The organism is Kitasatospora sp. NPDC004669, assembly GCF_040609455.1.
Lineage (GTDB): Bacteria > Actinomycetota > Actinomycetes > Streptomycetales > Streptomycetaceae > Kitasatospora.
Map to the genome: position 1 here is coordinate 1 of NZ_JBEXKB010000108.1, position 20,286 is coordinate 20,286.

The following is a 20,286-nucleotide window of genomic DNA, read 5'->3' on the forward strand; positions in this document are numbered from 1 at the left end:
GCCCCCGGGCCGCCCCCCCCCTGCCCGCCCCGGGCTTGCCCAACCCGTCAACGCGCCCATAGTAAACCGCCTTTTTGGGGGGTTCCCCCCCCGGCACTCCCCACAACACGGCGGGCGCGTGAATCTGCGCCGTCGACCAACACGCGCGAGCAAGTGTCGGCGGGGTGGACGGCTTGACCAGCGGGTCAGATGTATGGGGTCGGCGCGGCGGTGAGTTTGCTCAGCTTCCGGGCGGTATCGCAGGTGTGCTCGATCAGCTCGCTCATATCGGCCGGCATGTCGGCCTTCGGCTTCGCCAGCAGGACCGAGCCCATGGCCATGTCGCCCCACATGACGGGTGCCGCGACGGCGTCCCAGCCGGGCACGACTTCCTCCCGGGCTATGGCGTACCCGCTCTGCCGGATCTCGGCGAGGGTCGCCGCGAGTGTGTCGTTGTCGCGGATGACACCAGGTGCGGCGTCGGCAGGCAGCTCCTCCGCGAACACCAGCTCCTGCAGCGGCGCGGGGAGATGGGCGAGGATCACTCGCCCGGAAGCGCCGGTGCGCAGTGACCGCGAGTGCGTGACCAAGGGATGGGCGAAGACGCCGAGCTCGCCCGGGTTGAGATCGCCCCAGGCGTAGTCGGTGCAGAGCCGCCGGAGGCCCCCGAACGGGGCGAGGACGAAGAGCAGCGCGGCGCCGCCGGTCGCGTCATGGAGGTCTGTCAGCAGTCGCTGCGTCGTGGCCGCACTGGGCACATGGGCCATGGCGTGCATGGCGATCTTGATGATGGTGGGGCCAGGGCGGTACTTCCCGCGGCAGATCTGGTCGAAGGCCCCGCCGGGCATGCCGGACTTGAGGATGCGGTGGACGGTTGAGTCCGGCATGCCGGTCGCGGTCGCGAGGTCGAGCACGCTCTGGTCACCACCGTGGAGCTGCGTGAAGGCGTTCTGGAGGGCGAAGACCCGGGCGTGACTTGAGGTCGTGCTGGCCGCACTGGCCGCTGCGGCGGCCTGTGCAGGGGATATGCCTGGCGATATCGGATCGTGTGCGATACTCCGGTATCGAGATTCATGTCGGAGCGGTCTGTCGGCAGCCAGCGGTGCCACACTCACCTGCGCCTCCAAGGGGCGACACCGGACCTGTCGCTACAACTGAACGGCAGATCCGGCGAGACAAGGCCGGGCTGGAGGGCCCAGCGGAGGGTGTCGGGAAGAGAACGCGACGCCCACGAGGGGGCGCCCGGCGTCTCGATATCGATCATCATACAACAGGCCCAGTGACATCGAGCGTCCGCTAGGCTGTACCCCAGAGTTCATGCCCACAACGCGCCGCAGGAGTTACCCCGGATGCCCGCTCGCAAGTTCGACGGTCAGGTTCTCCGTCGTACCCGCAGAGCCCGTGACCTCTCCCAGGAGGCACTGGGACGGGCCGAGGGCGTAGATGTCGACCAGTCCACCGTCGCGAAGTGGGAGAGCGGGTCCTTCCCTGAGCCCGAGAGGCTGCCCGCCATCGCGCGGGCGCTCCGCGAGCCGCTGGACGACCTCTTTCCGCGCGACGGCTTTCCGGACCTGGCCGACCTGCGGTGTGACGCCGGTTTTGCGCAGCGGCGGACTGCGGTGCTGATCGGCACCAAGAGCTACATTCCCGTCAGCAACGCCGAGCGCGGGGTGCGGCGGCTCAACCCGGCCTACGTCACGCGCCTCGCCGAGGCGTACGGGGTGACGGAGGAGCAGCTCCTGGCGGCGCAGGACCGCAGTTTCGGCGTCAGTCCCGCGCCTGCGGTCAGCGCACCGCCGGTTCCTCGGACGCTCGCGGAGAAGCTCCAGTACCTGCTGGAGACGACCTTCCCGGGTGGTCTGCCGACGGATGCCCAGATCGCGGCGGCCGTCAATGCCCACGCCGGCGTCGAGGTCATCACCCCCGACGCCGTGGAGGCCCTGCGCACGGGTACACCGCCGCCAGCCGAGGTGCTCGCCGGGCTCGCGGCCGGCGTCGTCTTGGAGGGCCTGGCCTCGTTCTTCGGGGTCACCCCGCTTTACTTCCAGAGCGACGAGGAGCTGGAGCGCCAGGTCGTGGACGCCATCAGCCTGCTGGCCTTGCGCGGCACCAGCAAGGACTTCGCCCTGGCGGCCCGTGGTGGCCAGGGTGGACTCGACCCGGCGATGCTCGCCAAGATCAGCGCGCTCGTGGCGGAGGTACAGCAGAAAGCGGACCCCCGCAGCTGAGGCAGGGGTCCGCTTCGTTCTGTGTCAGAAGAGCCAGGCGGTGGCGGTCGCGGCGCCGAGCGCGGCACCCGCCACGGTCTGCGCAACGGTGTGGTACCGCAGGGCCACCCTCGACCAGCACACGGCGACGGCCAGCGGGTACGCGGCGAGCCACCAGGGCGAGTGGACCACCGCGAGCAGCGTGACCACCGAGCTGGCGACCGCGCTGTCCACGCTGATCTTCCATGCCTCGTTGACGGTGAGCAGGCCCACCGTCATCACCCACAGAGCGATCATGGCGACCAGGACGTCGCGCGGAGCGTGGCCGAGGACCATCACGAGGGAGCCGACGCCGATCGAGCCGAGGATGACGAGGAAGATCGGCAGGCGCTGGGTGCGATCGACCACGTGCCGGTCGCCCCAAGTGCCCTTCTTGCGCTCCCACTCGATGTAGGCCCACGGGACGATGCCGGCGCACACCGCCGCAAGCAGTCCCCAGCCGATCCCGGTCCAGCTGCCGGCGGCAGCTATACCCACGCCGGTCAGTCCGGCCAACAGCACGTTGCGCGGCTGCAGGACATCGGTCACGGCGCGGGCGACAACCTTGGGCCCGGTGCGGGCAACGGTCATGGTGCTCACAGCGCCATCTCCTCCATCTCCATGGCGAGTTCCTCCGCCTCGGCGCTCGCGAGCACTTCCCGGAGCTGGAGGTCGGTCGCGGCGGCGTACGCCTTCTCGACCCGGAGCAGCCAGATCACCTCCGCGTTCGTGTCCGCGATCGGCTTGCTGGGCAGCGCGGGGGCCGGCACATCGTAGCGGCGCCGAGTCTGGGCGTTGGCCAGCGCGGCCTTGATCCACAAGGCCTCGCTTGCCGCCTGCGGGTCGGCGCTCCCCTCCACGGCCTCCTCGATCACGGGGAGCAGCACGGGTGAAACGTGGTGGCGCAGCTGCTCAACCACGTCCGCGATGTCCTGGGTCCACCGGTCCAGCCGCACGTCCATCGGCGGGTCGGTCCGCAGGACCTCGCGCCAGCGGCTCGCCGGCCGCTGGAACGGCACGTCGGGGAAGGCGGCGACCAGGTCGTGCCACAGCGGGTAGAGGTTCCACAGGGCGCGCCAGGACCGCCACCGCGTCGCGGCGGCGTTCGTGGTCGGGATGCTCACCCCGGCGGCGAAGATCAGGAAGAGCAGGATCTGCATGTACTCGGTGTAGACGCCCAGCATGTGGTTGAACCCGGGGTCAAGCGGCGTGACCAGGGTGACCCACATGAAGGTCGTGCGGATCGCGACGTAGGCCACGCCGATCGCCATGGCGATGGCCATCAGCCCCAGGCCGGCGCGCAGGAGGCGGGTGTCGGCACGGCGCCTCGCACTGGACCACTGGTAGCAGGTGACCCCACTGGACGCGCCCAAGTAGACGTAGAAGATGCTTTCGTAAAGGATCGCGCCCCACTGCCCGGCATGGTCCGGGACGAAGTCCACACTGGGGTGCGGCCGGTTCACCACGGTGAAGAAGAGGACGGTCATCAGCCCGAGCATCGCGACCGCGGCCTTCCAGGCGACGCGCTCGATCCAGCGCGCGACGCGGACGTGGCGCGGGATCACCGTCTCGTCGGTCTTGCCGTAGGAGGCGACCACGTAGGTGAGGATCGCCAGGATCGCCAACGTCGAGACGTAGTGCTTGAGCAGGACAGACAGATCGGTGATCGGCTGATGGTTCATCAGGCTGATCACAGCTGGGCTCTTGAGCCACAGGGCCAACGCGAAGCCCATGTAACAGCCCCAGAGCGAGCGCCTGTGCGCGTCCCCATAGAGAACCGCCGGCAGCCGCCAGACCGCTACCGCAGTCATCGTGGTTGCGGCGGTGTACGCAGCAAGAGCGAGCACAGTACTTCCTTCTTATCTCTGGCCGCGCCGAGGGGCGGCGACCGGGTGGGACAGGGTGGACTCCAGCAGGCTGACCATGTCGCCCCCGGCGGGCATCTGGCGCTGGACGATGCGCTTGATCAACGAGGCGCTCAACTCCGCCTCCTGCTCTTCATGGCTGTCGTAGCGTGCGCGGGCCTGGACGACGGCGCCGTTGCTCATCCGCTCGAGAAGGCCCTGGCGCAGATGCTCGGGCAGGAGCACCCCCAGCTCGTCCGCACCGAGGCTGGTGCCGTGGTCGAACCACTCGTGCACCAGCTCGTGCAACTTCACGTGATCGGTCTGGTGCTGCGTCGGCCTCGGCCGATAGAAGATCAGGGACAACGAGTCCGTCCGCACGCGCAGGCCACAAGCCGTACGCAGGTCTCCTCCGCGGTCGTCGAGCGGGACCAGCTGGATGGTGCGACCGCTCGCCGCCTCCATGGCAGCCACCAGAGCCTCGACCGTGAAGGGCTCCGGGAGCGGCAGATCGGCCAGCTTCCGCTCGCACTGTTTGCGAAGGCGGCGCATCGTCAGCACCGTCCGCCTCCGAGCACTTCCATCAGGCGGCCACGCTCCTTCGAGCGCGGTCGGCTGCGGCCGGTGATCTCTCCGAAAGCTCCGGCCGTACGTGTGCGGCCGGGGGATTGGGTCCGCGCTCGGCGCGCGTCGGAGTGGTCGCTGTCGCTGGTACCAGGGGCGGGCAGGCGCGACGCTGTGCTGTCCGGCACCTTCAGCACCGGGGTCTCGTGGGTAGACACCATGTCCTCGTGGGGGTTGGGGGGCAGGGGTCTCGATGGGTTCTGGGCGTGCTCAGGGCACGCCCGGCGCCGGCCCGCCACTAACGGGCGGGGCGCGGGGGTCGCGGTAGAGCCGGGTACGCGGCGCTCCCGCAGCGGTACTCACCGCTGCGGCACGTATAGGCGGCAGGTCCCTGGACCGTGGGCTGCTGGGTCGAGCCCGGTCGGCGTGCTGGAGGTCAGTGCCCCATGCCAGCGCCGCCATCGACGGGGATCACTGCGCCCGTCAGGTACCCGGCCGCCTCACTCGTGACGAAGGCAACCGCAGCCGCGATCTCTTCCGGCCGGGCCATGCGGCCCAGCGGCACGCGCTGGAGGAGAGCTTCGCGCTGCTCCGGGGAGAGGGCTGCGGTCATGTCCGTCTCGGTCAGCCCCGGGGAGATCACATTGCTGGTGATGCCCCGCGGGCCGAGTTCGCGCGCCAGCGAGCGGGAGAATCCGATCAGGCCGGCCTTCGACGCCGCGTAGTTCGCCTGCCCGGCCTCACCGGTCATCGCCACGGCGCTCGAGATGAAGACCAACCGTCCGTAGCGGGCGCGAAGCATGCCGCGCGCGGCCCGCTTCGCCGCCCGGTACGCACCGGCGAGGTTCGTTGCGATGGTCGCGTCGAAGTCCTCTTCAGCCATCCGCAGCAGCAGGACGTCCCTGGTGATCCCAGCATTGACGACCAGGATCTCCACCGGCCCCTGCTGAGCCTCGACCGCCGCGAAGGCTCGGTCCACCGACTCCGGCGAGGTCACGTCGCACGGCACCGTCGCAAAGCCCTCGACCGGGTCTCCGCTGCGGGAGGTGACCGCGACACGGTGCCCCTCCGCGGCGAGCTGCTGGGCAACGGCCAGGCCGATACCGCGGCTCCCACCGATGATCAGGGCTGAGCGGGACATGGGGGTGGCTCCTTGCTGTAGGCCGCCGCACAGCCCGTCCGCTGCCCGGCCCCCTCACCATGCCAGTCCCCAGTGGGAACTATCACTTCCGGAACTGGGAGTTCTGGAAGTGACAGTTCCGGAACTCCCAGTTCCCAGCTACGCGCGTTGACAACTTAGAGTAACTTTACCGACATATAGTGCAACATTTGGGGAAACCGCCACGGCGGCCCCCCTCGTGAATATTTGACAGCCCGTCACTCGCATCGCCGAAGGTCCATGATCAACTGAGTGATCGTCATTCCGGGAACCTTGATCGGCTGCTAACAAATGATCTTACCGATCTGACGCCCCTGTGGCTTTCGCCACATCTCGACCGGCAATGATCACCATATCGGCGTTGCGTAGAATCCCAGGCCATGAGCACCGACTACGAGCGCCTTGCCGCGCGCGAGCAGACGCTCGCCGGCATGGTCCAGCACTGGCGGCAGCGGACCGACCCGAACGCCATCCCGGGCCTCGTGACCAGCTCAACCCGCCGCACACGAGAGCTGAGCAAGAGCGAGGTCGCGCGCCTCACCGGCGTGAGCGTCAAGTGGTACTCGAAGCTGGAAAATGGCGAGACCGCCCAGTATTCCGACGGGTTCCTCGATCGCATCGCCTTCACCTTCCGGCTCACCGATGCCGAGCGGCTGGCCCTGTACCACCACGCCACGGGGCGGGCACCCGCCCCGAGGGCCCCGGAGCCCGATGCCATGGCAGCCATGGACGCGGATATGCAGCGGCTTCTCGACAAAATGCTGCCACACCCCGCTTATATCTCCGACGTCGCCTGGAACGTCGTGGCGCACAACAACCCCTCCCGGGAAATGTATCCCTGGGTTTATCAGCCCAACATCATGAGGTGGGCCTTCCTTTATCCGGGAGCACGCGAGCAGCTGGTCAACTGGAAGGAATCCTGGGCTGTGCCCTTCCTGGCCCAGATCCGCACCGCCGCGGCTCAGTACCCGGACAACGAGCAACTCAAGCAGCTCGTCCAGGACATCAAGCAGGATTGCCCCGAGGTGCCCGAGCTGTGGGAACGGCACGATTTCTACGAGCACCCCGATGGCGACATTCGCCACATGCGCATCCCCCACGGCGGTCCCGACCCCGTTCCCGTCCGGATCATGGCTCTCACCCCGATGCGCGACAAGCAGCTGCGGTTCATCGTGGCGTTCCACGGCGTCTGAGCATCCTCGGCCGGCGCCCCCTCGCTCGGGCGGCCGACCGCCTGCGGCCCGACGCAAGTAGCCGTGCCCTCGGCCGCTCCTTCCAAAACTGAGTAGGGAAGGCCGCCCCGACGCCGGACGCGCGCTCGGAGCGGCTTCCCGACCGTGCTGACCTACCCGAGATGGCCGCCGCGCAAGCGGTGCCGTCCGGGCAGGCCAGCGCTCCGCCGGGCGGGGCCGCTTGTGCCACACAGGAGACGGCACCAACGGCCCCGCCCACGCAACAAGGCCAGCCGTAGAGCCTGGTCGGGGCCGAGCGCGTCGGCGCCATCACGCCGCCGCGGCTCCCTCATTCCGGCTGCCGGCCGAGCGCATCGCGGCCCTGACCAGCGCGGCACCGCGGGCGGTTGCCGCCTCACCCATACCGACCCGCAACGTCGGCGCTCCCAGGCCCGCACACGGGCGGCAGATGCCCGGCTGCGGCACCGGGTCATGGCACTTCGCACACTCGAAGCGGCTCTTGCGGGGCTGCACCGGGGCGGGCGGCGGCGGCATCTTGCGGGTCAAGCGGTCACGCAGGAGGCCCGCAGCCGAGACCAACCGGTCCGGCAGCCCCGTCACCAGGGCGTTCGCCAGGTCGGCCTGGGTGCTCCCCCGCTCGAGCCACTCCGCGACCAGCGGCGCCAGCTCCAGCGCCTCGACCGCACCCAGGTGGAGACGCGGCTCAGGCCGGATCGCCCGGAACAGCAGCGCGACCGCCGCCTTGACCTGCGGGTCCGTCTCGTCGGCTGCTGGAAGCATGCGCTTCTTCCCGCCCTCCCACCCATGGTCGGCAGGCTCGGTGCCGCGCGGCGGCACCGGCTCCGTCGAGGGGGTAGGGGGGAGGGGTTCTTTCCCAAGGTCCTTTGGAAGGGCGTCACGCCCGCCGGTCGTCGCCTCACCGGAGCCCGGACGGGGGACACCCGGTATCACCACCTGCGAGGTGTCGAAGACGTGCGCCTCGGAACGCACCGTGCCGTCGGGCATGCGGATGATCTCGACGCGGTAGTACCCGGCCTCCGTCAGCTCCTTAAGGGCCTTGCGGATCGCGCCACGGCCCTGGGGGCTGGTATCGGCCATGTGCCGGCCGTCCTCACGCCAGCCATCCGGACGGGAGAGCAGGTCGGCCAGCAGGCCGCGGGCGGTGTAGCTCAGGCGGCGGTCCTGCAGGACGGTGTTGGGCAGGACGGTGAAATGGCAGGGGTGTTCGGTACGATGAACACGCAAGGGGAGTTGACGCTCCTCAAGCCGGACCCCGGGGTGTTGGTAGCACCGCCGGGGTCACTCATGATCGATTTCGGACGGCAGAAACTAGTGCCAAGCCGTGCGGGAATCAAGGCCGTTCGGTCAGAGACCTTGATCACATGCCGTTCGTCTCGAGAACGGCTGATGGGGCCCGCGGAGCAATGATTTCGTCTACCTCCGTTTCTCAAGGCCCAACTCGCTTGATCAAGCTGGAAGGGCGCTCTGTGGCTGCCCGCTGCGCCGACTTCGCCACCATCGCTCGGGACGGTCGGCGTCTTTGGCCAGGTCTACCGAGAGTCCGCCACGTTCATCCAGGACCGGATGCCGAGGCTCAGGCCGCTCGGCTGATAGATAGTCGTGTTCGCCTTCGGCAGACACAAATCGCTACGACACAGCCGGATTCCAAGCCAACATGGACGCCTTCCCCCAAACGCCCTGATCAGGGAGGCACGTTGCCGCCGTCTGCCCCGCCCCGATAGCCGTCCCGACTCTGGTCAGCCGGACCCGTCGCTGCCGCCTTCGGATTTTTCGTTGAACGGCCGTCCCCCGGTCTAAGGTCCTTTCGCCCTGGCCGCCGGCCCCCTTGCGGGCTGCGGCGCGACCCGCCGACCAGCACCGGAGCAATACCTCCACATGGCCCCACGTCCCCGGCTTGACCACCTCGCCAGTTCCGCAGTCCAGGTTCCCACCGTCAAGCCCCGTACCGGCATGGCTCTGCAGCGCCAGCCCTCGGCCGAGAGCCCCGACGGTGTGCCGATCGGAGCGGGCGCCGCCCCGAACCACGCCAGGCCGAGCGAACGCGAAGTCGACCTGCTCCACAGCGGCTGGTACAGCACCGAAGAACTCGCCGCCTTGCTGGGCTTGGACCCCTCGACACTGCGCCGGTGGCGCACCGCCACCCCGCCGCAGGGCCCACCATTCGTGCGGCTGGCCAACCGATCCATCCTCTATTCCATTCCTGACACCCAGACATGGCTCATGTCACAGCGAATCAACCCCATGGCACAGGAGGCTTTGTAACTTGGCGGACACCCCGGTGATCATCCCCATGGCCATCGATGTCACGTCGGACATCGAACACCGTCCGGAGCGGCGGCCGGACTACCGCTACCGTGCGCGGGTCCGCTGGTGGGACCCCAGCAGCGGCGGCCGCAAGTCGCTGTCCTCCTCTGTCGGCTCAGAGGAGGCGGCCGAGGAGTGGATCGCTCGCATCCGCAAGGCCGCCGAGCGGGGTGTGGTGCCGAGCAAGTCCAACGTCAGCCTGGCCGAGTACGGGGAAGAGAACTGGGATCTGGCCATGCGCGGCCTGGAGCCGAAGACCCTCGACCCGTACAAGGCCGGCTGGAAGCTGCGCGTCGTGCCCGCCATCGGCCACATCGCGGTGGTGTCGATGACCCACGGCATCACCGACCGGGCGTTGCACGCCTGGATCGCCGACGCGGTCGGCAAGTCCTCAGTGAAGAACACCCTCGCGCCCCTGGTGCGGGTCATGGAGCAGGCTTGGCGCGACGGCATCGTGGACAGCAACCCGTGCCGGATGAGCGGCTGGCAGGCCCTGTACCAGCAGGCCGAGGATGAGCTCGACGACCCGCGCTCGCTGGCGCTCAAGGACTGGGACACGCTCGACGAGCTCGCCAACGCCCTCGTCGAGCGCTCGCACGGCCACTACCGCATCTGGGGCGATGTGGTGCGCTTCGCCGCGTGCACCGCCGCCCGCATCGGCGAGGTCTCCGGCGTGCGGGTGAAGGACATCAACCGCTTCGACTGGACCTGGGACCTGTGCCGCCAGACCACCCCCAGCCCCGGCGGTCTGGTCGACAAGGGCACCAAGGGAAACCGGCGCCGTACCGTTCCGATCATCGAAGAGATCCGGGAGTTGGTGAAGTGGCGCCTCACCGTGGTCGGCGACAACCCGATGGCCCGCCTGTTCACCGGCCCTCGCGGCGGGCGTATCACCACAGCCGTGCTGCGCGATGCGACCCACTGGGATGAGGTCGTCGTCGGGCTCGGCTATGAGTACCTGCGCCGCCACGACCTGCGTCACACCGGCTTGACCTGGTTCGCCGACGCCGGCACGCCTCTGCACGTGCTGCAGAAAATCGCTGGCCACGGCCAGATCACCACAACCCAGCGCTATCTCCACCCCGACCGGCGTGCCATCGAACTCGCCGGCGAGGCCCTGAGCGCCCACCTCACCGCCGGACGCACCAGCCCCGAAACCCCCACTGATCCCGAGCCGGCGGCACCCGTCCGCCACCTGCGCCTCGTCCGTTAATACCTGAGTGGGGGCGGCGCGCTCGGCAAGCGCTGCAGCGCGCCGCCCCACTTCTTGGATCTCCTGATGGCGCAGGCCGACATGGAGAACAGGCAACCTCATTGGGAACGACATGGCCGGGCTGGGGCCCGGGGTCGGGGTCGTCGTGTTCCGTCCGCAGGCACTGCCGCGGAGCAACGGCACGACGGGTTCGGGAGGCGGCCCGGGGAAACGGGCTGGTCGCAAGGCCAGCGCCGCGCCCCGGGCCGACCTTACGAGCACTGGATCCACCTGCGGACCACCAACCCCATCGAGTCGACCTTCTCCACGGTCAAGCTCCGAACCAAGGTCACACGAGGCGCTGGCAGCCCGGCGGCCGCGCTCGCGATGGTGTTCAAGCTAGTCGAGTCCGCCCAGGCCCGATGGCGCGCGATCACCGGCGCCCACCTGGTGCCTCTCGTCCGCGCCGGCGCACGCTTCGAGAATGGCGTCCGGGTCGAGCGGTCCGAGGTGGCGGCGTGAACGACATGGTCACGGCGCTTGAAGCGCCGACCGGCCTCGATCCGAACCGTCGGGATGTCGCCGCCGACACCCTCGGGGACCTCCTACGCGGCGCCGCACTCGACGCGGACTCCGCCATCCTGGTCGTCGGACGTCTGGTCAACGTGGCCGTCAGCGAACCGGTGACCAAGGCGCGAGCCCGCCCTGAACTCGATCAGCGAGGCCTTCAACCACCACCGCCTGCCCCTGGACCTCGTCGAACCGTTGGCGACCGCCATGCCGACGATGGAGCGCGCGCTCCTCGAACACACCCTCTACATCCTCGGCGCCACCTACGACCCGCGGGCCAGATCGCTGATCGAACCGTTCTTCCACCACCCCGACCCGCAGGTGCGCGAAGACGCCCGGCTCGCAGCAGCCGAGATCACCGCATCGGAAGGCCTCACCCTCGGGTCGACCGACTGCCCCTGCACCGACTCCAGCGCGATCCAGCCCGCCGACCCGGCGGCGCCCGTCAGCTTCGCCTTCCCGGACGGCTCGGTCGACCCTGAAGGCCAGATCTGCCGCGAGGTCATCTGGGAAGGCGACAGCGTCGACGACGGCAGCTACGACGACATGGCCGGGTAGCGGCGGCGGGCTGTTACAGCTGGCTGAGGATCGTCGGGTCCGTGATGCTCGTGTCGTCGGCCAGGAGCATGGCCTTGCTGAGGATCACGGCCAGCATCCGGTCGCCTTCGAAGGGGAGGTACCCGGCCTGCGGGGCGGCCTGGGCGGTCGAGGCGGCCTTCGGGACGATGCACAGGTACTGGTCGTTCGGGGTCCGCAGGATGTTGGTCGAGCCGAGGTGGATCTTGTACGTGTGGCGTTCGCCCCTGACGTGCAGGAAGCGGCCTTCGATGGTGCAGCGGTCGGCGATCGCCAGCCTGGGGATCAGCCGTTCCAGCAGCACGCGGCGCGTCTCGGCGCTCTGGTTGAGCTCCCCGAAGTTGTGGGACGTCCAGTACTCCCGGTAGCGGCCCTCGGGTCCGCCGTCCTGCCAGGTCGGGTCGTTCCCGACACTGGCCACGCCGACGAACAGGTCGACGTCGCGTAGGACTTCGGAGAGCACCAGGGGCGGGATGTCGGCGATCGGGAGGGGCTCCACCGGCTCGGCGCCGTTGGGCAGCACCATGTGGTAGTCAAGGCGGTAGGCGAGCGTCTCGTTCTGCGGGGCGTCGATCGGGTAGAAGCGGACCTGGTCGGTGGTCAGGCGCAGGTAGGTGCCGGAGTCGTTGATGTCGCCCTCGCCCTCGTTGCCGTCACCGCGGATCCAGTACTCGGCGCGCAGTCCCCACTGCGGCAGCTCACGGATGGCCGGCGGCGCCTCGTATTGCTGGATCAGGCGCAGGTTGTTGCGCCAGCCCCTGGTGGTGGCCAGTGAGTGGAACTGGTGCTGGCGCAGGACGTGGGCGGCGAACCGGTTGGAGTAGGTGCCGGTAGCGCGTTCGGCGTCGGTCAGCAGGTAGACCTCGCGGTGGGCCTGCTTGAACGGCTGGGTGATCGCGTGCCGCTCCAGCCAGTCGCGCCAGGCCACGATCTCGGCGGGCTCGTGGTCCACCGGATGCCACAGCCGCACCTCGGCCCCGTCGCGCAGTGGGTCGTCGGTGAGGGTGCGCAGCTCGCCGTCGGCGAATCCGACGGTGGTGCCGTCGACCGTCCACAGCAGGCGGCGCGCCAGGGTGCCGACGAGGGGGTGGTCGAGATACCGTTCGCGCCAGGCGGGGTAGGCCCAGGTGCGGCGGGTGAGAAACTGCCGCTCCAGGCGCTCACTGTGTGCGGAGAGCATCTTGTCGATGTCCTTGACCGCCGCCTTCAGCTCCTTGAGCTCCTCGGCGTGGTCGCGCCTGACCGCGGCTGGCACGCTCTTGACCGCCTTGCCCGCGGCGTTGCGCCAGCCCAGGACGGCCTTGGTGCACTGGACCTCCAGCACCGCCGTGAACCCGCCGAGCTGCCGCTCGGCACGGCCGACCTCGGTCAATCCGTAGGCAGGGACGGCGAGTTCCTCGATCTCCTCGCGGGACAGGCACAGCGCCTCGGCCCGGGTCTGCAGCGTGGTGTCGATCAGCTTGAGCGTGCCCTTGAAGGTCACCCGGGTGGCCAGCCGGGCGAGTTCGCCGAGTGCGGGCTCACCGTCGATACGGGAGAGCACGTTGACACCGGCGTTGGCGACCTTCGGGCTGCGCGGGCCGAGCCCATAGACCTTCCTGAGCGAGGTCTCGACCAGCGCGCCCAGGGCGCGAACGGCATCCGGGTGGGCGGGCAGCAGGCCGAGCACCCATACCAGTCCGCGCAGGGCATTGGCGTTGTAGGGGTCGTAAACAATGTTGACGTCGCGCCCCGGCCCCGTCCCCCACCCCCAAGGCTCCAGTTCGAAGGTGCGACGACCCACGAGGGCGAGCCAGGGCACCACGCTCTCCCGCACCCGGTCCGCGCCGAGCGAGTCGATCAGCATCCGGGCCCGCTGCTCCCACCTGGGGGTGGGCTTGGCGGACGTGGCGGTCGTCGCGTGCAGGAGGAGGGCTTGCCAGTCGGGGTTGTCCCGGGTATCTCGCAGGGCTTGTTCAGCCCACTCCTCGCCGACGTTGAGGGCGGGCTCGGTGAGCTTGCGACCGGTCGCGGGGGATTCCGAGAGGGCCCAGCGCCGGAACACGGCCACAAACTCGGGCGCCAGAGGGCGGCCGGCCCTGAGTTCGGCCTGGGCGAGGTGCCTGTCACGCTCGGGCCACCCCAAGGTGTGCCGGCAGCTGAGTTCGGCCAGCGTCTTTTGGCGCTCCGCCAAGAGCCAGTCGCCGGGCAGGTCGCACGTAATCAAACCGACCAGGTTCAAGGCGGTGTTACGGGTCCTCCTGTCTGCCTCGTCGGCGCGGTACAGGATCACGCAGGCGTCGGCGAGGGCGGTGCGGTCTTCCGGTGTCAGCCGGCACAACTCGGCCCGCATCTCGTGCCACTCCTTGAGGTGACGTGCGCTTCGGGACATCAGCTCCCAAAGCAGAGCGCCGAGTTCATCCGCCCTCGCTGCGGCGGCGTGCTGTCGGAGCAAATCCTTCATCCGCTGGACCCCGCGGGCTCGTGCGGCCGCGTCCCCCGCCTCCCTGACGTAGCGGGCGTGGTTGTTGCGGGCGATGCGGGTCTCACGGTCGCTGGCGCCCAGCACCCGTGTGAGGTCGGCGATCAGCGCGGGGTAGAGCCGGACGGCCTCGGCCGCGTCCCCCGCTTTCCCGACGTTGTAGGCGTGGTTGTTGCGGGCGATGAGGGTGTCACGGTCGTCGGGGCCCATTACCCGTGTGAGGTCGGCGATCAGTGCGGGGTACAGCCGGACGGCCTCGGCCGCGTCCCCCGCCCTCCCGACGTTGTCGGCGTGGTTAGTGCGGGTGAAGAGGGTGTCGCAGTGGTCGGGGCCCAGCACCCGTGTGAGGTCGGCGATCAGTGCGGGGTACAGCCGGACGGCCCCCGCCGCATCCCCCGCCTCAGCGACGTAGTAGGCGTGGTTTGCGCGGGCGACGAGGGTGTTGCGGTGGTCGGGGCCCATTACCCGTGTGAGGTCGGCGATCAGTGCGGGGTACAGCCGGACGGCCCCCGCCGCATCCCCCGCCTCAGTGACGTAGTAGGCGTGGTTTGCGCGGGCGACGAGGGTCTCACGGTCGTCGGGGCCCAGCACCCGTGTGAGGTCGGCGATCAGTGCGGGGTACAGCCGGACGGCCCCGGCCGCGTCCCCCGCCCTCCTGACGTTGCGGGCGTGGATAGCGCGGGCGATGAGGGTGTCGCGGTGGTCGGGGCCCATTACCCGTGTGAGGTCGGCGATCAGTGCGGGGTACAGCCGGACCGCCTCCGCCGCATCCCCCGCCTCAGTGACGTAGCGGGCGTGGTTAGCGCGGGCGAAGAGGGTGTCGCGGGCGTCGGGGCCCAGCACCCGCGTGAGGTCAGCGATCAGCGCGGGGTACAGCCGGACGGCCTCGGCCGCGTCCCCCGCCTCCCCGAGGTACCGGGCTTGGTTGCTGCGGGCGATGAGGGTCCCGCGGTGGTCGGCGCCCAGCACCCGCGTACGGTCGGCGATCAGCGCGGTGTACAGCCGGACGGCCTCGGCCGCGTCCCCTGCCTTCCCGATGTTGTAGGCGTGGTTGGCGCGGGCGGTGAGGGTCTCATGGTGGTCGGGGCCCAGTGCCCGCGTGAGGTCGGCGATGAGCTCGGTGTACAGCCGGACGGCTTCGGCTGCGTCCCCCGCCTCCCCGACGTAGCGGGCGTGGTTGGTGCGGGCGAGGAGGGTCTCACTGTCGTCGGGGCCCAGCACCCGCGTGCAGTCGGCGATGAGCGCGGGGTACAGCCGGACGGCTTCGGCTGCGTCCCCCGCCTCCCTGACGTAGCGGGCGTGGTTGTTGCGGGCGAAGAGGGTGTCGCGGTCGTCGGCGCCCATTACCCGCGTGAGGTCGGCGATCAGCGCGGGGTACAGCCTGACCGCCTCGGCCGCGTCCCCCGCCTCCCCGATGTTGTAGGCGTGATGGGTGCGGGCCATGAGGGTGAGGCGGGAGTCAGGGCCCAGCAGCAAGGCCTGGTCGTGGGCGAGGGCGGCGTACAGCCTGACCGCCTCCTGCCAGTCGCCGGCGTCAGCGGCGTCGTGGGCCTGCGCCCACATCCGGACCAGGTCGTCTTCTGTGACGTTGCCGGCGGGGAGGTTGTCCTGGTTGTCCTGGTTGTCCGGGGCAACCGGAAGCTGTCCGGAGGCGCCGGCTTTCCCGTCGTCGGGCCCGGCATGGCCGTGCTGATCCTCTTGGAGGCCGTCGGTGATGCGCTGCAGGGTCTGGTTGTCGGCGTCGGTGTCGTTGACGGCCGCGGTTCGGGCGAGGGCCTGTTCGATGTCATCGCCGACCGGGTCCGCGGACTCCTGCCCGTCGGGCCCCATGCCGGGAGCGTCCGCGGGTTCGTCGTCGGAGCCGGGTTCGCCGGCTCGCGGCCGGTCGAGTTCGTCGGTCAGTTCCCGCGCCTCTCCTGCGGCGGCGTGCTGCGGGAGCAGCTTCTTCATCCCGTTGACGTCTACCATCGTCAGCCTCCCACCAGCGGCACGAGCTTCAAGAAGGTGACCTCGGTTCCGAGCACGAGCTCGACCTCCTCATCCGGGTCAGTAACCTGACGGCCACCCACCAGGACCAGGAACCCGTTGCCCGAAAAGGCCCGCAGCGCCAGCTCGGCCTGCGCCTCGGGGTCGATCCGGCGGGGCGTGCGCAGCGCGAACCCGTTCAGCACGCGCTCGGCGTCCGTCGGCTGCACCAGCCCCTGGAACACCTGCGGTGTGCGCGCGTTGTACTCGGCGACCTCCTGGAACACCCGGCGCCGGATCAGCTCACGCACGGTGAGCCTCTCCTCGGCGATCTCCAGGCCCCACCCATCGCTCCGGTTCCCCGAAGTCGTCTCATCGACGAACATCACTATTGCCATACCGCCGGACCCTACGGGTGGTCAGTGACAAGGAAGCACGCGGGCGCCCTGCCGATCAGGGGTTCCGAAATACTCGGCTGGCCGCACATCCTTGGGCCGGTGGGCCGTTCGCCTATCAGTCAGAAGGGAGGTTCGAGATCGCCGCGGCCATCGCTGTGTGGACCGCAGTCCCAGGGCTCCTCCTGGAAAGGTTCAATGTCGGTGACGTCGTGGCCCCATGCTTCGAGGGCCTTCCAGGCAACGCGCCGGTTAGGGTCGTCGCTGCTGGTGTCTAGGATGCGGCGCGCGTGCACGGCGAGGTGATCGCGGCGCTGGGCAAGCGCGGGGTGTTCGGCGAGGATGAGCGCGGCGATGCCGGCGGCTTCGCGCACGTCCTCGTGACTGTCCTGCAGGAAGGGCGCGACGGCTCGATAAAGCATCGGGCGCAGGTCCCGGAAGGCTGCCACCGTGGTGCCGTGGGTGAGGAAGCCAGGGAAGTATTGCTCGGTGCGGTCGACAATCTCGTCGGAGGCGTCGTAGGCCGTGGAAGCCAACCAGTTCAACAATGTCGCGCGGATGGGGACGTTGCGATACGGCCGGAGGGTCATGGCCGCCGGGTGGGCGAGGATGCCGGCGACATACATGGCGACGGGGGCGGTGGCTTCGTAGATGCTGTTCTGGTGGCCGACCAGCTCCCTCAGTTCCGACAAAGCGGTGACCTGCACCTTGGGATCAGGCTCCAGCAACCGTGCCAGGACTTTGGGAAGGCACTCACCGTTCCCGAAAGCCGTCTGGAGCGAACCCCAATCAGTCTCCGCTAGGACTACCTGGTAGGGCGGCAAGTCAGGTTCGCGGGGCGCCCCGGCCTTGGAGCTGCTGTGGTTCACAGGCCAAACCTAGACCAGACTTCTGACACGGTTCCCGTCCGGGCCAGTTAGAAGCCGCTGTCCTTCCGAGAGTGACGGGTGCGTTTGCGCTGGTCAGGCATAGGGTCGGTGTTTCGGCGGCAGAGACGAGGTGTTGTGTCGTCTCTGCGGTGGAGGTGCCGGGATGCCGTCGGTAGGGCCTCCTGGTGTGCTCAAGGTCTCGACAACCCCGAGCTGCACCAGAGGCCCTGTCTTCATGCACGGACAGACCGAAGATCGCCCGACCGAGCCGCCGCATTCGAACCCATGCTCACCAAGATCGGTACGACAAGGGCTTCTTAGCTCGACACACAGTGAAGCGACTGGCGGACGCTTCGAGAGAATGCCCAGCGCAGCGAAGCGAGAGTCCGCATCGGTCACGCAGGTCTTGAGCGTAATCGCTACGCTCGACCGCGCTCGCAGGCCGGCTCAGTCGTGCCGGAAGCCGCGTTCTGGGTCGCGGCCCTCGCCGAACGGCTCGAACCACTTGCCGGGACTGAGGTTGACCGTGCCCAGCTTCTCGGCGAGTTCGCCTTCTTCGAACCCGTCGAGGCCGCGGTCGAAGAGCATGAGTACGTCATGGTCCTCGAAGAGCAGTTCCAGGCATGCATCCCAGTCGAAATCGCCTTCGCTGCGAGGAAGTTCCTCGATGGCAGTCGCTACCCGGTTGGGGCGGTCACGCAGCAGCGTGCGAGCCTGGCGGATGGCCAGGTGAAGGGCCATCTCCTCGCCTGTGCACGTCGGAAGCGGCGTCCTGCCGGCGGCGAGATCACCGGCGAGGTCGTCGAAGGCGCGGGCCATCTGCCTGCGCCAGGATCGCGACTGGCGGAAGGTAAGCGGTGGCAGCCGGGCGAACAGGCCAGCGGCGCTCGGTGCCAGTGGCTCATCGGCGAGGGCCGTGACCTCCTCCCACGCCTGCTGCGACAGCTCCTCCAGGGCCAGACGTAGCACTGCGGCAGTGCGCGCGCTCATCTCCCAGTCGTCCTCGTACTCCTCCTCATCGTCATCAAGGTCTTCGAGGCGGTGCCGTGCGAGCTGCTCGCGGATGCGCTGGGCGGCGTTCTCGTAGACAGCGAGCGCGGTGTCGATCAGGCGCAGCCGCTCACTGAACTCGAGGGCCCCCAGGAGTACGCCGGCTTCTTCGAGGAGCGGGCCAGTCCATCGAGGAATCACGATCGCTCCGCAGTCTCCGCCGAGCCGGTCGGTCACGCTGGCCAGCACGGCTGCTGCGACCTGTGGGTCGTCGTAGGGCCCGGCCAGGTCCAGGCCCTCGATAACCAGGAAGTCCCCCACAGCCCTTTCGACTCTGTCTTCGAACCGCTGGTTCGGTTGGCCGTCCGGCGTGAGGAGGGCTGCGGCGATCTCGCCCAGCAGCGGGCTCTCGTCAGCCAGACGATGGGCGAAGTTGGCTACGTCCCAGGGCCGGCAGCGGCTGGTCTCCAACTGCCCGATCTGCTTGCCGTTTCTGGCGGTGACGCTAACGCTCCAGTGCTGCACGTCTTGAGCGGCGCCGTCCAGCAGTGCATGGCTGTGCTGGTACGACAGCACCAGACTGCCCGGATCGCCGCTTGTTGAGGTTCCGTCATGCTGCGTGGTCACTTCGCCGCTCCGCTCCCTCGTGTGACTGGGCGGCTGGTCGCGCCCCACGATGGTCTTACGTCGCGACTGCCGTGTTCACTCACCCAGCAACCCGAACTGATGAACACGTCCGACAGCGCTTGACGAGATGTTACGGCCGTTCTGGCACACACTTCGCGTTTGGGGAGGGGCCAGCGGTGTGGAAGAACCCTACAACCGTCGGGGCGCCAGGGCCGGACTGTCCACCCCCGCGGAATTGGAATCCGCGCCCCTCGCTGGCAGGCATATCCGCATCCATGGAAGGCAATTTGACCTCTGCGCCGCCAGGTGACCAGGCTCGCCCGCATAGATCACTCGGCCTTCCCCGCAGGGAGACGAGCGGCGCAGCGCCCGGCGCCTGCCGCGACCTCGACCAGGGCTCCCCGCGACGGAGCCAAGAATTCCCCGCGAATTCCTGCCGGGACCTGGAAAGACCATCGGAGACGGGTATTGTGACCGGCAAGGAGAGACAGGGCGGCTGGCACCTGCCGGTCCCCTGGGGGTGCGGGTCCGGAGGCTCACAGAGTCCGCTGGTCCCCATCTGGTCCCCAGCAAGATCGTTTAGAGGTGCTCGCAGGTGGCCCGCTTCACTGACGGGGCGTCACGCAAAAGCCCTCTGACCTGGGCTTTCGCCCAGCCCAGAGGGCTTCCGACTACTGTCGGGACGACAGGATTTGAACCTGCGACCCCTTGACCCCCAGTCAAGGGGTTCAACTATTGTCGGCAGCCGAGACCTCAAGGTCTCGGCTTCTTTGATGCTCAACTGTCCTGAGGTGAAAGTGAGTTGGAGGATCTCGGCGGAAGTGGTACCACGGGCTGCTGACGGTGGCCCAGTGTTTACTTTGCGCACAAGCGTCCGTTTTCGCCCATCAGCGTTCGTGAGCGCTCATCCCGTGTGGTCCCAAAATGGTCCCCAGGCTGGCCACCCCGCCGCAGCTACTGCCGGTGACCGAGAACTGTCGACTCTTCAGCAAGCACCACCGTGCGATCCCAACAGCCGCTGTGTCGACGGCGCTGGCCGGCTCGCGGCTCCGACGCCTGCGGACGGATCACGGTCGCTTACCCACCAACTGCGGATCATGATCTTCCGGGCGGTGTGTCGTCTTGAGCGTGTCTTCGCCGTCTGGTTCTGAGTGCTTCGCGCACCGCCCCGCACGCTCTGCCGCCACACCCGACACGGCAGCCACTCTTGCCCCAGAGTCACCACCCAGTCCAAGAGTGAGCTGCCCCGACTTTGGTGGAGTCCGCGATCGTGTGATCAAGCGGCTTGCGGGGCTCGCTCCAGTTGCGCCCAGTAATCCTGCTCGTATTCG

15 protein-coding genes and 1 pseudogene are annotated in these 20,286 nt (G+C 68.8%); 6 read left to right on the forward strand and 10 right to left on the reverse strand.

Going from position 1 to position 20,286, the window contains the following annotated elements; all coding sequences use genetic code 11:
* Positions 1-185: 185 nt before the first annotated feature.
* Positions 186-893, reverse strand: coding sequence for an IclR family transcriptional regulator C-terminal domain-containing protein (locus ABZW30_RS43065; RefSeq protein WP_355676784.1), 708 nt, complete (start codon positions 891-893; stop codon positions 186-188).
* Between the two features lie 435 nt (positions 894-1,328).
* Between ABZW30_RS43065 and ABZW30_RS43070 the strand changes: the two genes are divergently transcribed.
* The gene (locus ABZW30_RS43070) at positions 1,329-2,207 is read left to right on the forward strand and encodes a helix-turn-helix transcriptional regulator (RefSeq protein ID WP_355676785.1); all 879 of its coding nucleotides are present in this window, start codon (positions 1,329-1,331) and stop codon (positions 2,205-2,207) included.
* A gap of 24 nt (positions 2,208-2,231) precedes the next feature.
* On the opposite strand, the gene ABZW30_RS43075 is transcribed toward ABZW30_RS43070, so the two are convergent.
* From ABZW30_RS43075 to fabG, 4 genes are all read right to left on the reverse strand, one after another.
* A complete protein-coding gene (locus ABZW30_RS43075) occupies positions 2,232-2,816 on the reverse strand; it encodes a hypothetical protein (RefSeq protein WP_355676796.1) in 585 nt (194 codons plus the stop codon).
* Positions 2,817-2,821: 5 nt separating this feature from the next.
* The gene (locus ABZW30_RS43080; RefSeq protein ID WP_355676797.1) at positions 2,822-4,036 is read right to left on the reverse strand and encodes an MAB_1171c family putative transporter; all 1,215 of its coding nucleotides are present in this window, start codon (positions 4,034-4,036) and stop codon (positions 2,822-2,824) included.
* Positions 4,037-4,084: 48 nt separating this feature from the next.
* Positions 4,085-4,621 carry a hypothetical protein gene (locus ABZW30_RS43085; protein ID WP_355676798.1) on the reverse strand — a complete coding sequence of 179 codons (537 nt, stop codon included), beginning with the start codon at positions 4,619-4,621 and terminating at the stop codon, positions 4,085-4,087.
* Positions 4,622-5,069: 448 nt separating this feature from the next.
* On the reverse strand, positions 5,070-5,774 hold the full coding sequence (gene fabG, locus ABZW30_RS43090; protein WP_355676786.1) for a 3-oxoacyl-ACP reductase FabG: 705 nt from the start codon (positions 5,772-5,774) through the stop codon (positions 5,070-5,072).
* 398 nt (positions 5,775-6,172) lie between these two features.
* Between fabG and ABZW30_RS43095 the strand changes: the two genes are divergently transcribed.
* On the forward strand, positions 6,173-6,985 hold the full coding sequence (locus ABZW30_RS43095; RefSeq protein WP_355676787.1) for a helix-turn-helix transcriptional regulator: 813 nt from the start codon (positions 6,173-6,175) through the stop codon (positions 6,983-6,985).
* A 309-nt stretch (positions 6,986-7,294) separates the two neighbouring features.
* Here ABZW30_RS43095 and ABZW30_RS43100 read toward each other — a convergent pair whose 3' ends face one another.
* Positions 7,295-8,230, reverse strand: a complete 936-nt coding sequence (locus ABZW30_RS43100; RefSeq protein ID WP_355676788.1) for a hypothetical protein — start codon at positions 8,228-8,230, stop codon at positions 7,295-7,297.
* A gap of 726 nt (positions 8,231-8,956) precedes the next feature.
* Here ABZW30_RS43100 and ABZW30_RS43105 point away from each other — a divergent pair.
* The 4 genes and pseudogenes from ABZW30_RS43105 (at position 8,957) to ABZW30_RS43120 (ending at position 11,630) form a co-directional block, all read left to right on the forward strand.
* Positions 8,957-9,268 carry a helix-turn-helix domain-containing protein gene (locus ABZW30_RS43105; protein ID WP_355676789.1) on the forward strand — a complete coding sequence of 104 codons (312 nt, stop codon included), beginning with the start codon at positions 8,957-8,959 and terminating at the stop codon, positions 9,266-9,268.
* A gap of 1 nt (position 9,269) precedes the next feature.
* A complete protein-coding gene (locus tag ABZW30_RS43110; RefSeq protein WP_355676790.1) occupies positions 9,270-10,523 on the forward strand; it encodes a site-specific integrase in 1,254 nt (417 codons plus the stop codon).
* Positions 10,524-10,778: 255 nt separating this feature from the next.
* A pseudogene (locus ABZW30_RS43115) lies at positions 10,779-11,024 on the forward strand (IS256 family transposase); the annotation flags it as partial.
* A 264-nt stretch (positions 11,025-11,288) separates the two neighbouring features.
* A complete protein-coding gene (locus ABZW30_RS43120) occupies positions 11,289-11,630 on the forward strand; it encodes a hypothetical protein (protein WP_355676791.1) in 342 nt (113 codons plus the stop codon).
* A 13-nt stretch (positions 11,631-11,643) separates the two neighbouring features.
* Here ABZW30_RS43120 and ABZW30_RS43125 read toward each other — a convergent pair whose 3' ends face one another.
* The 4 genes from ABZW30_RS43125 to ABZW30_RS43140 form a co-directional block, all read right to left on the reverse strand.
* Positions 11,644-16,077 carry a DUF4132 domain-containing protein gene (locus tag ABZW30_RS43125; RefSeq protein ID WP_355676792.1) on the reverse strand — a complete coding sequence of 1,478 codons (4,434 nt, stop codon included), beginning with the start codon at positions 16,075-16,077 and terminating at the stop codon, positions 11,644-11,646.
* 2 nt (positions 16,078-16,079) lie between these two features.
* Positions 16,080-16,460 carry a hypothetical protein gene (locus ABZW30_RS43130; protein ID WP_355676793.1) on the reverse strand — a complete coding sequence of 127 codons (381 nt, stop codon included), beginning with the start codon at positions 16,458-16,460 and terminating at the stop codon, positions 16,080-16,082.
* A 131-nt stretch (positions 16,461-16,591) separates the two neighbouring features.
* Positions 16,592-17,197 carry a hypothetical protein gene (locus ABZW30_RS43135; protein ID WP_355676794.1) on the reverse strand — a complete coding sequence of 202 codons (606 nt, stop codon included), beginning with the start codon at positions 17,195-17,197 and terminating at the stop codon, positions 16,592-16,594.
* A gap of 588 nt (positions 17,198-17,785) precedes the next feature.
* Entirely contained in the window at positions 17,786-18,955 is a 1,170-nt protein-coding gene (locus ABZW30_RS43140; protein ID WP_355676795.1) for a hypothetical protein, read from the reverse strand.
* Positions 18,956-20,286 lie beyond the last annotated feature (1,331 nt).

What these genes read in the sequence shown, in the direction of transcription:
- ABZW30_RS43085 (WP_355676798.1), bottom strand. Translation starts at nt 4,621, where the DNA reads ATGCGCCGCCTTCGCAAACAGTGCGAGCGGAAGCTGGCCGATCTGCCG.
- ABZW30_RS43105 (WP_355676789.1), top strand. Translation starts at nt 8,957, where the DNA reads ATGGCTCTGCAGCGCCAGCCCTCGGCCGAGAGCCCCGACGGTGTGCCG.
- fabG (WP_355676786.1), bottom strand. Translation starts at nt 5,774, where the DNA reads ATGTCCCGCTCAGCCCTGATCATCGGTGGGAGCCGCGGTATCGGCCTG.
- ABZW30_RS43125 (WP_355676792.1), bottom strand. Translation starts at nt 16,077, where the DNA reads ATGGTAGACGTCAACGGGATGAAGAAGCTGCTCCCGCAGCACGCCGCC.
- ABZW30_RS43080 (WP_355676797.1), bottom strand. Translation starts at nt 4,036, where the DNA reads ATGACTGCGGTAGCGGTCTGGCGGCTGCCGGCGGTTCTCTATGGGGAC.
- ABZW30_RS43070 (WP_355676785.1), top strand. Translation starts at nt 1,329, where the DNA reads ATGCCCGCTCGCAAGTTCGACGGTCAGGTTCTCCGTCGTACCCGCAGA.
- ABZW30_RS43120 (WP_355676791.1), top strand. Translation starts at nt 11,289, where the DNA reads ATGGAGCGCGCGCTCCTCGAACACACCCTCTACATCCTCGGCGCCACC.
- ABZW30_RS43095 (WP_355676787.1), top strand. Translation starts at nt 6,173, where the DNA reads ATGAGCACCGACTACGAGCGCCTTGCCGCGCGCGAGCAGACGCTCGCC.
- ABZW30_RS43130 (WP_355676793.1), bottom strand. Translation starts at nt 16,460, where the DNA reads ATGTTCGTCGATGAGACGACTTCGGGGAACCGGAGCGATGGGTGGGGC.
- ABZW30_RS43075 (WP_355676796.1), bottom strand. Translation starts at nt 2,816, where the DNA reads ATGACCGTTGCCCGCACCGGGCCCAAGGTTGTCGCCCGCGCCGTGACC.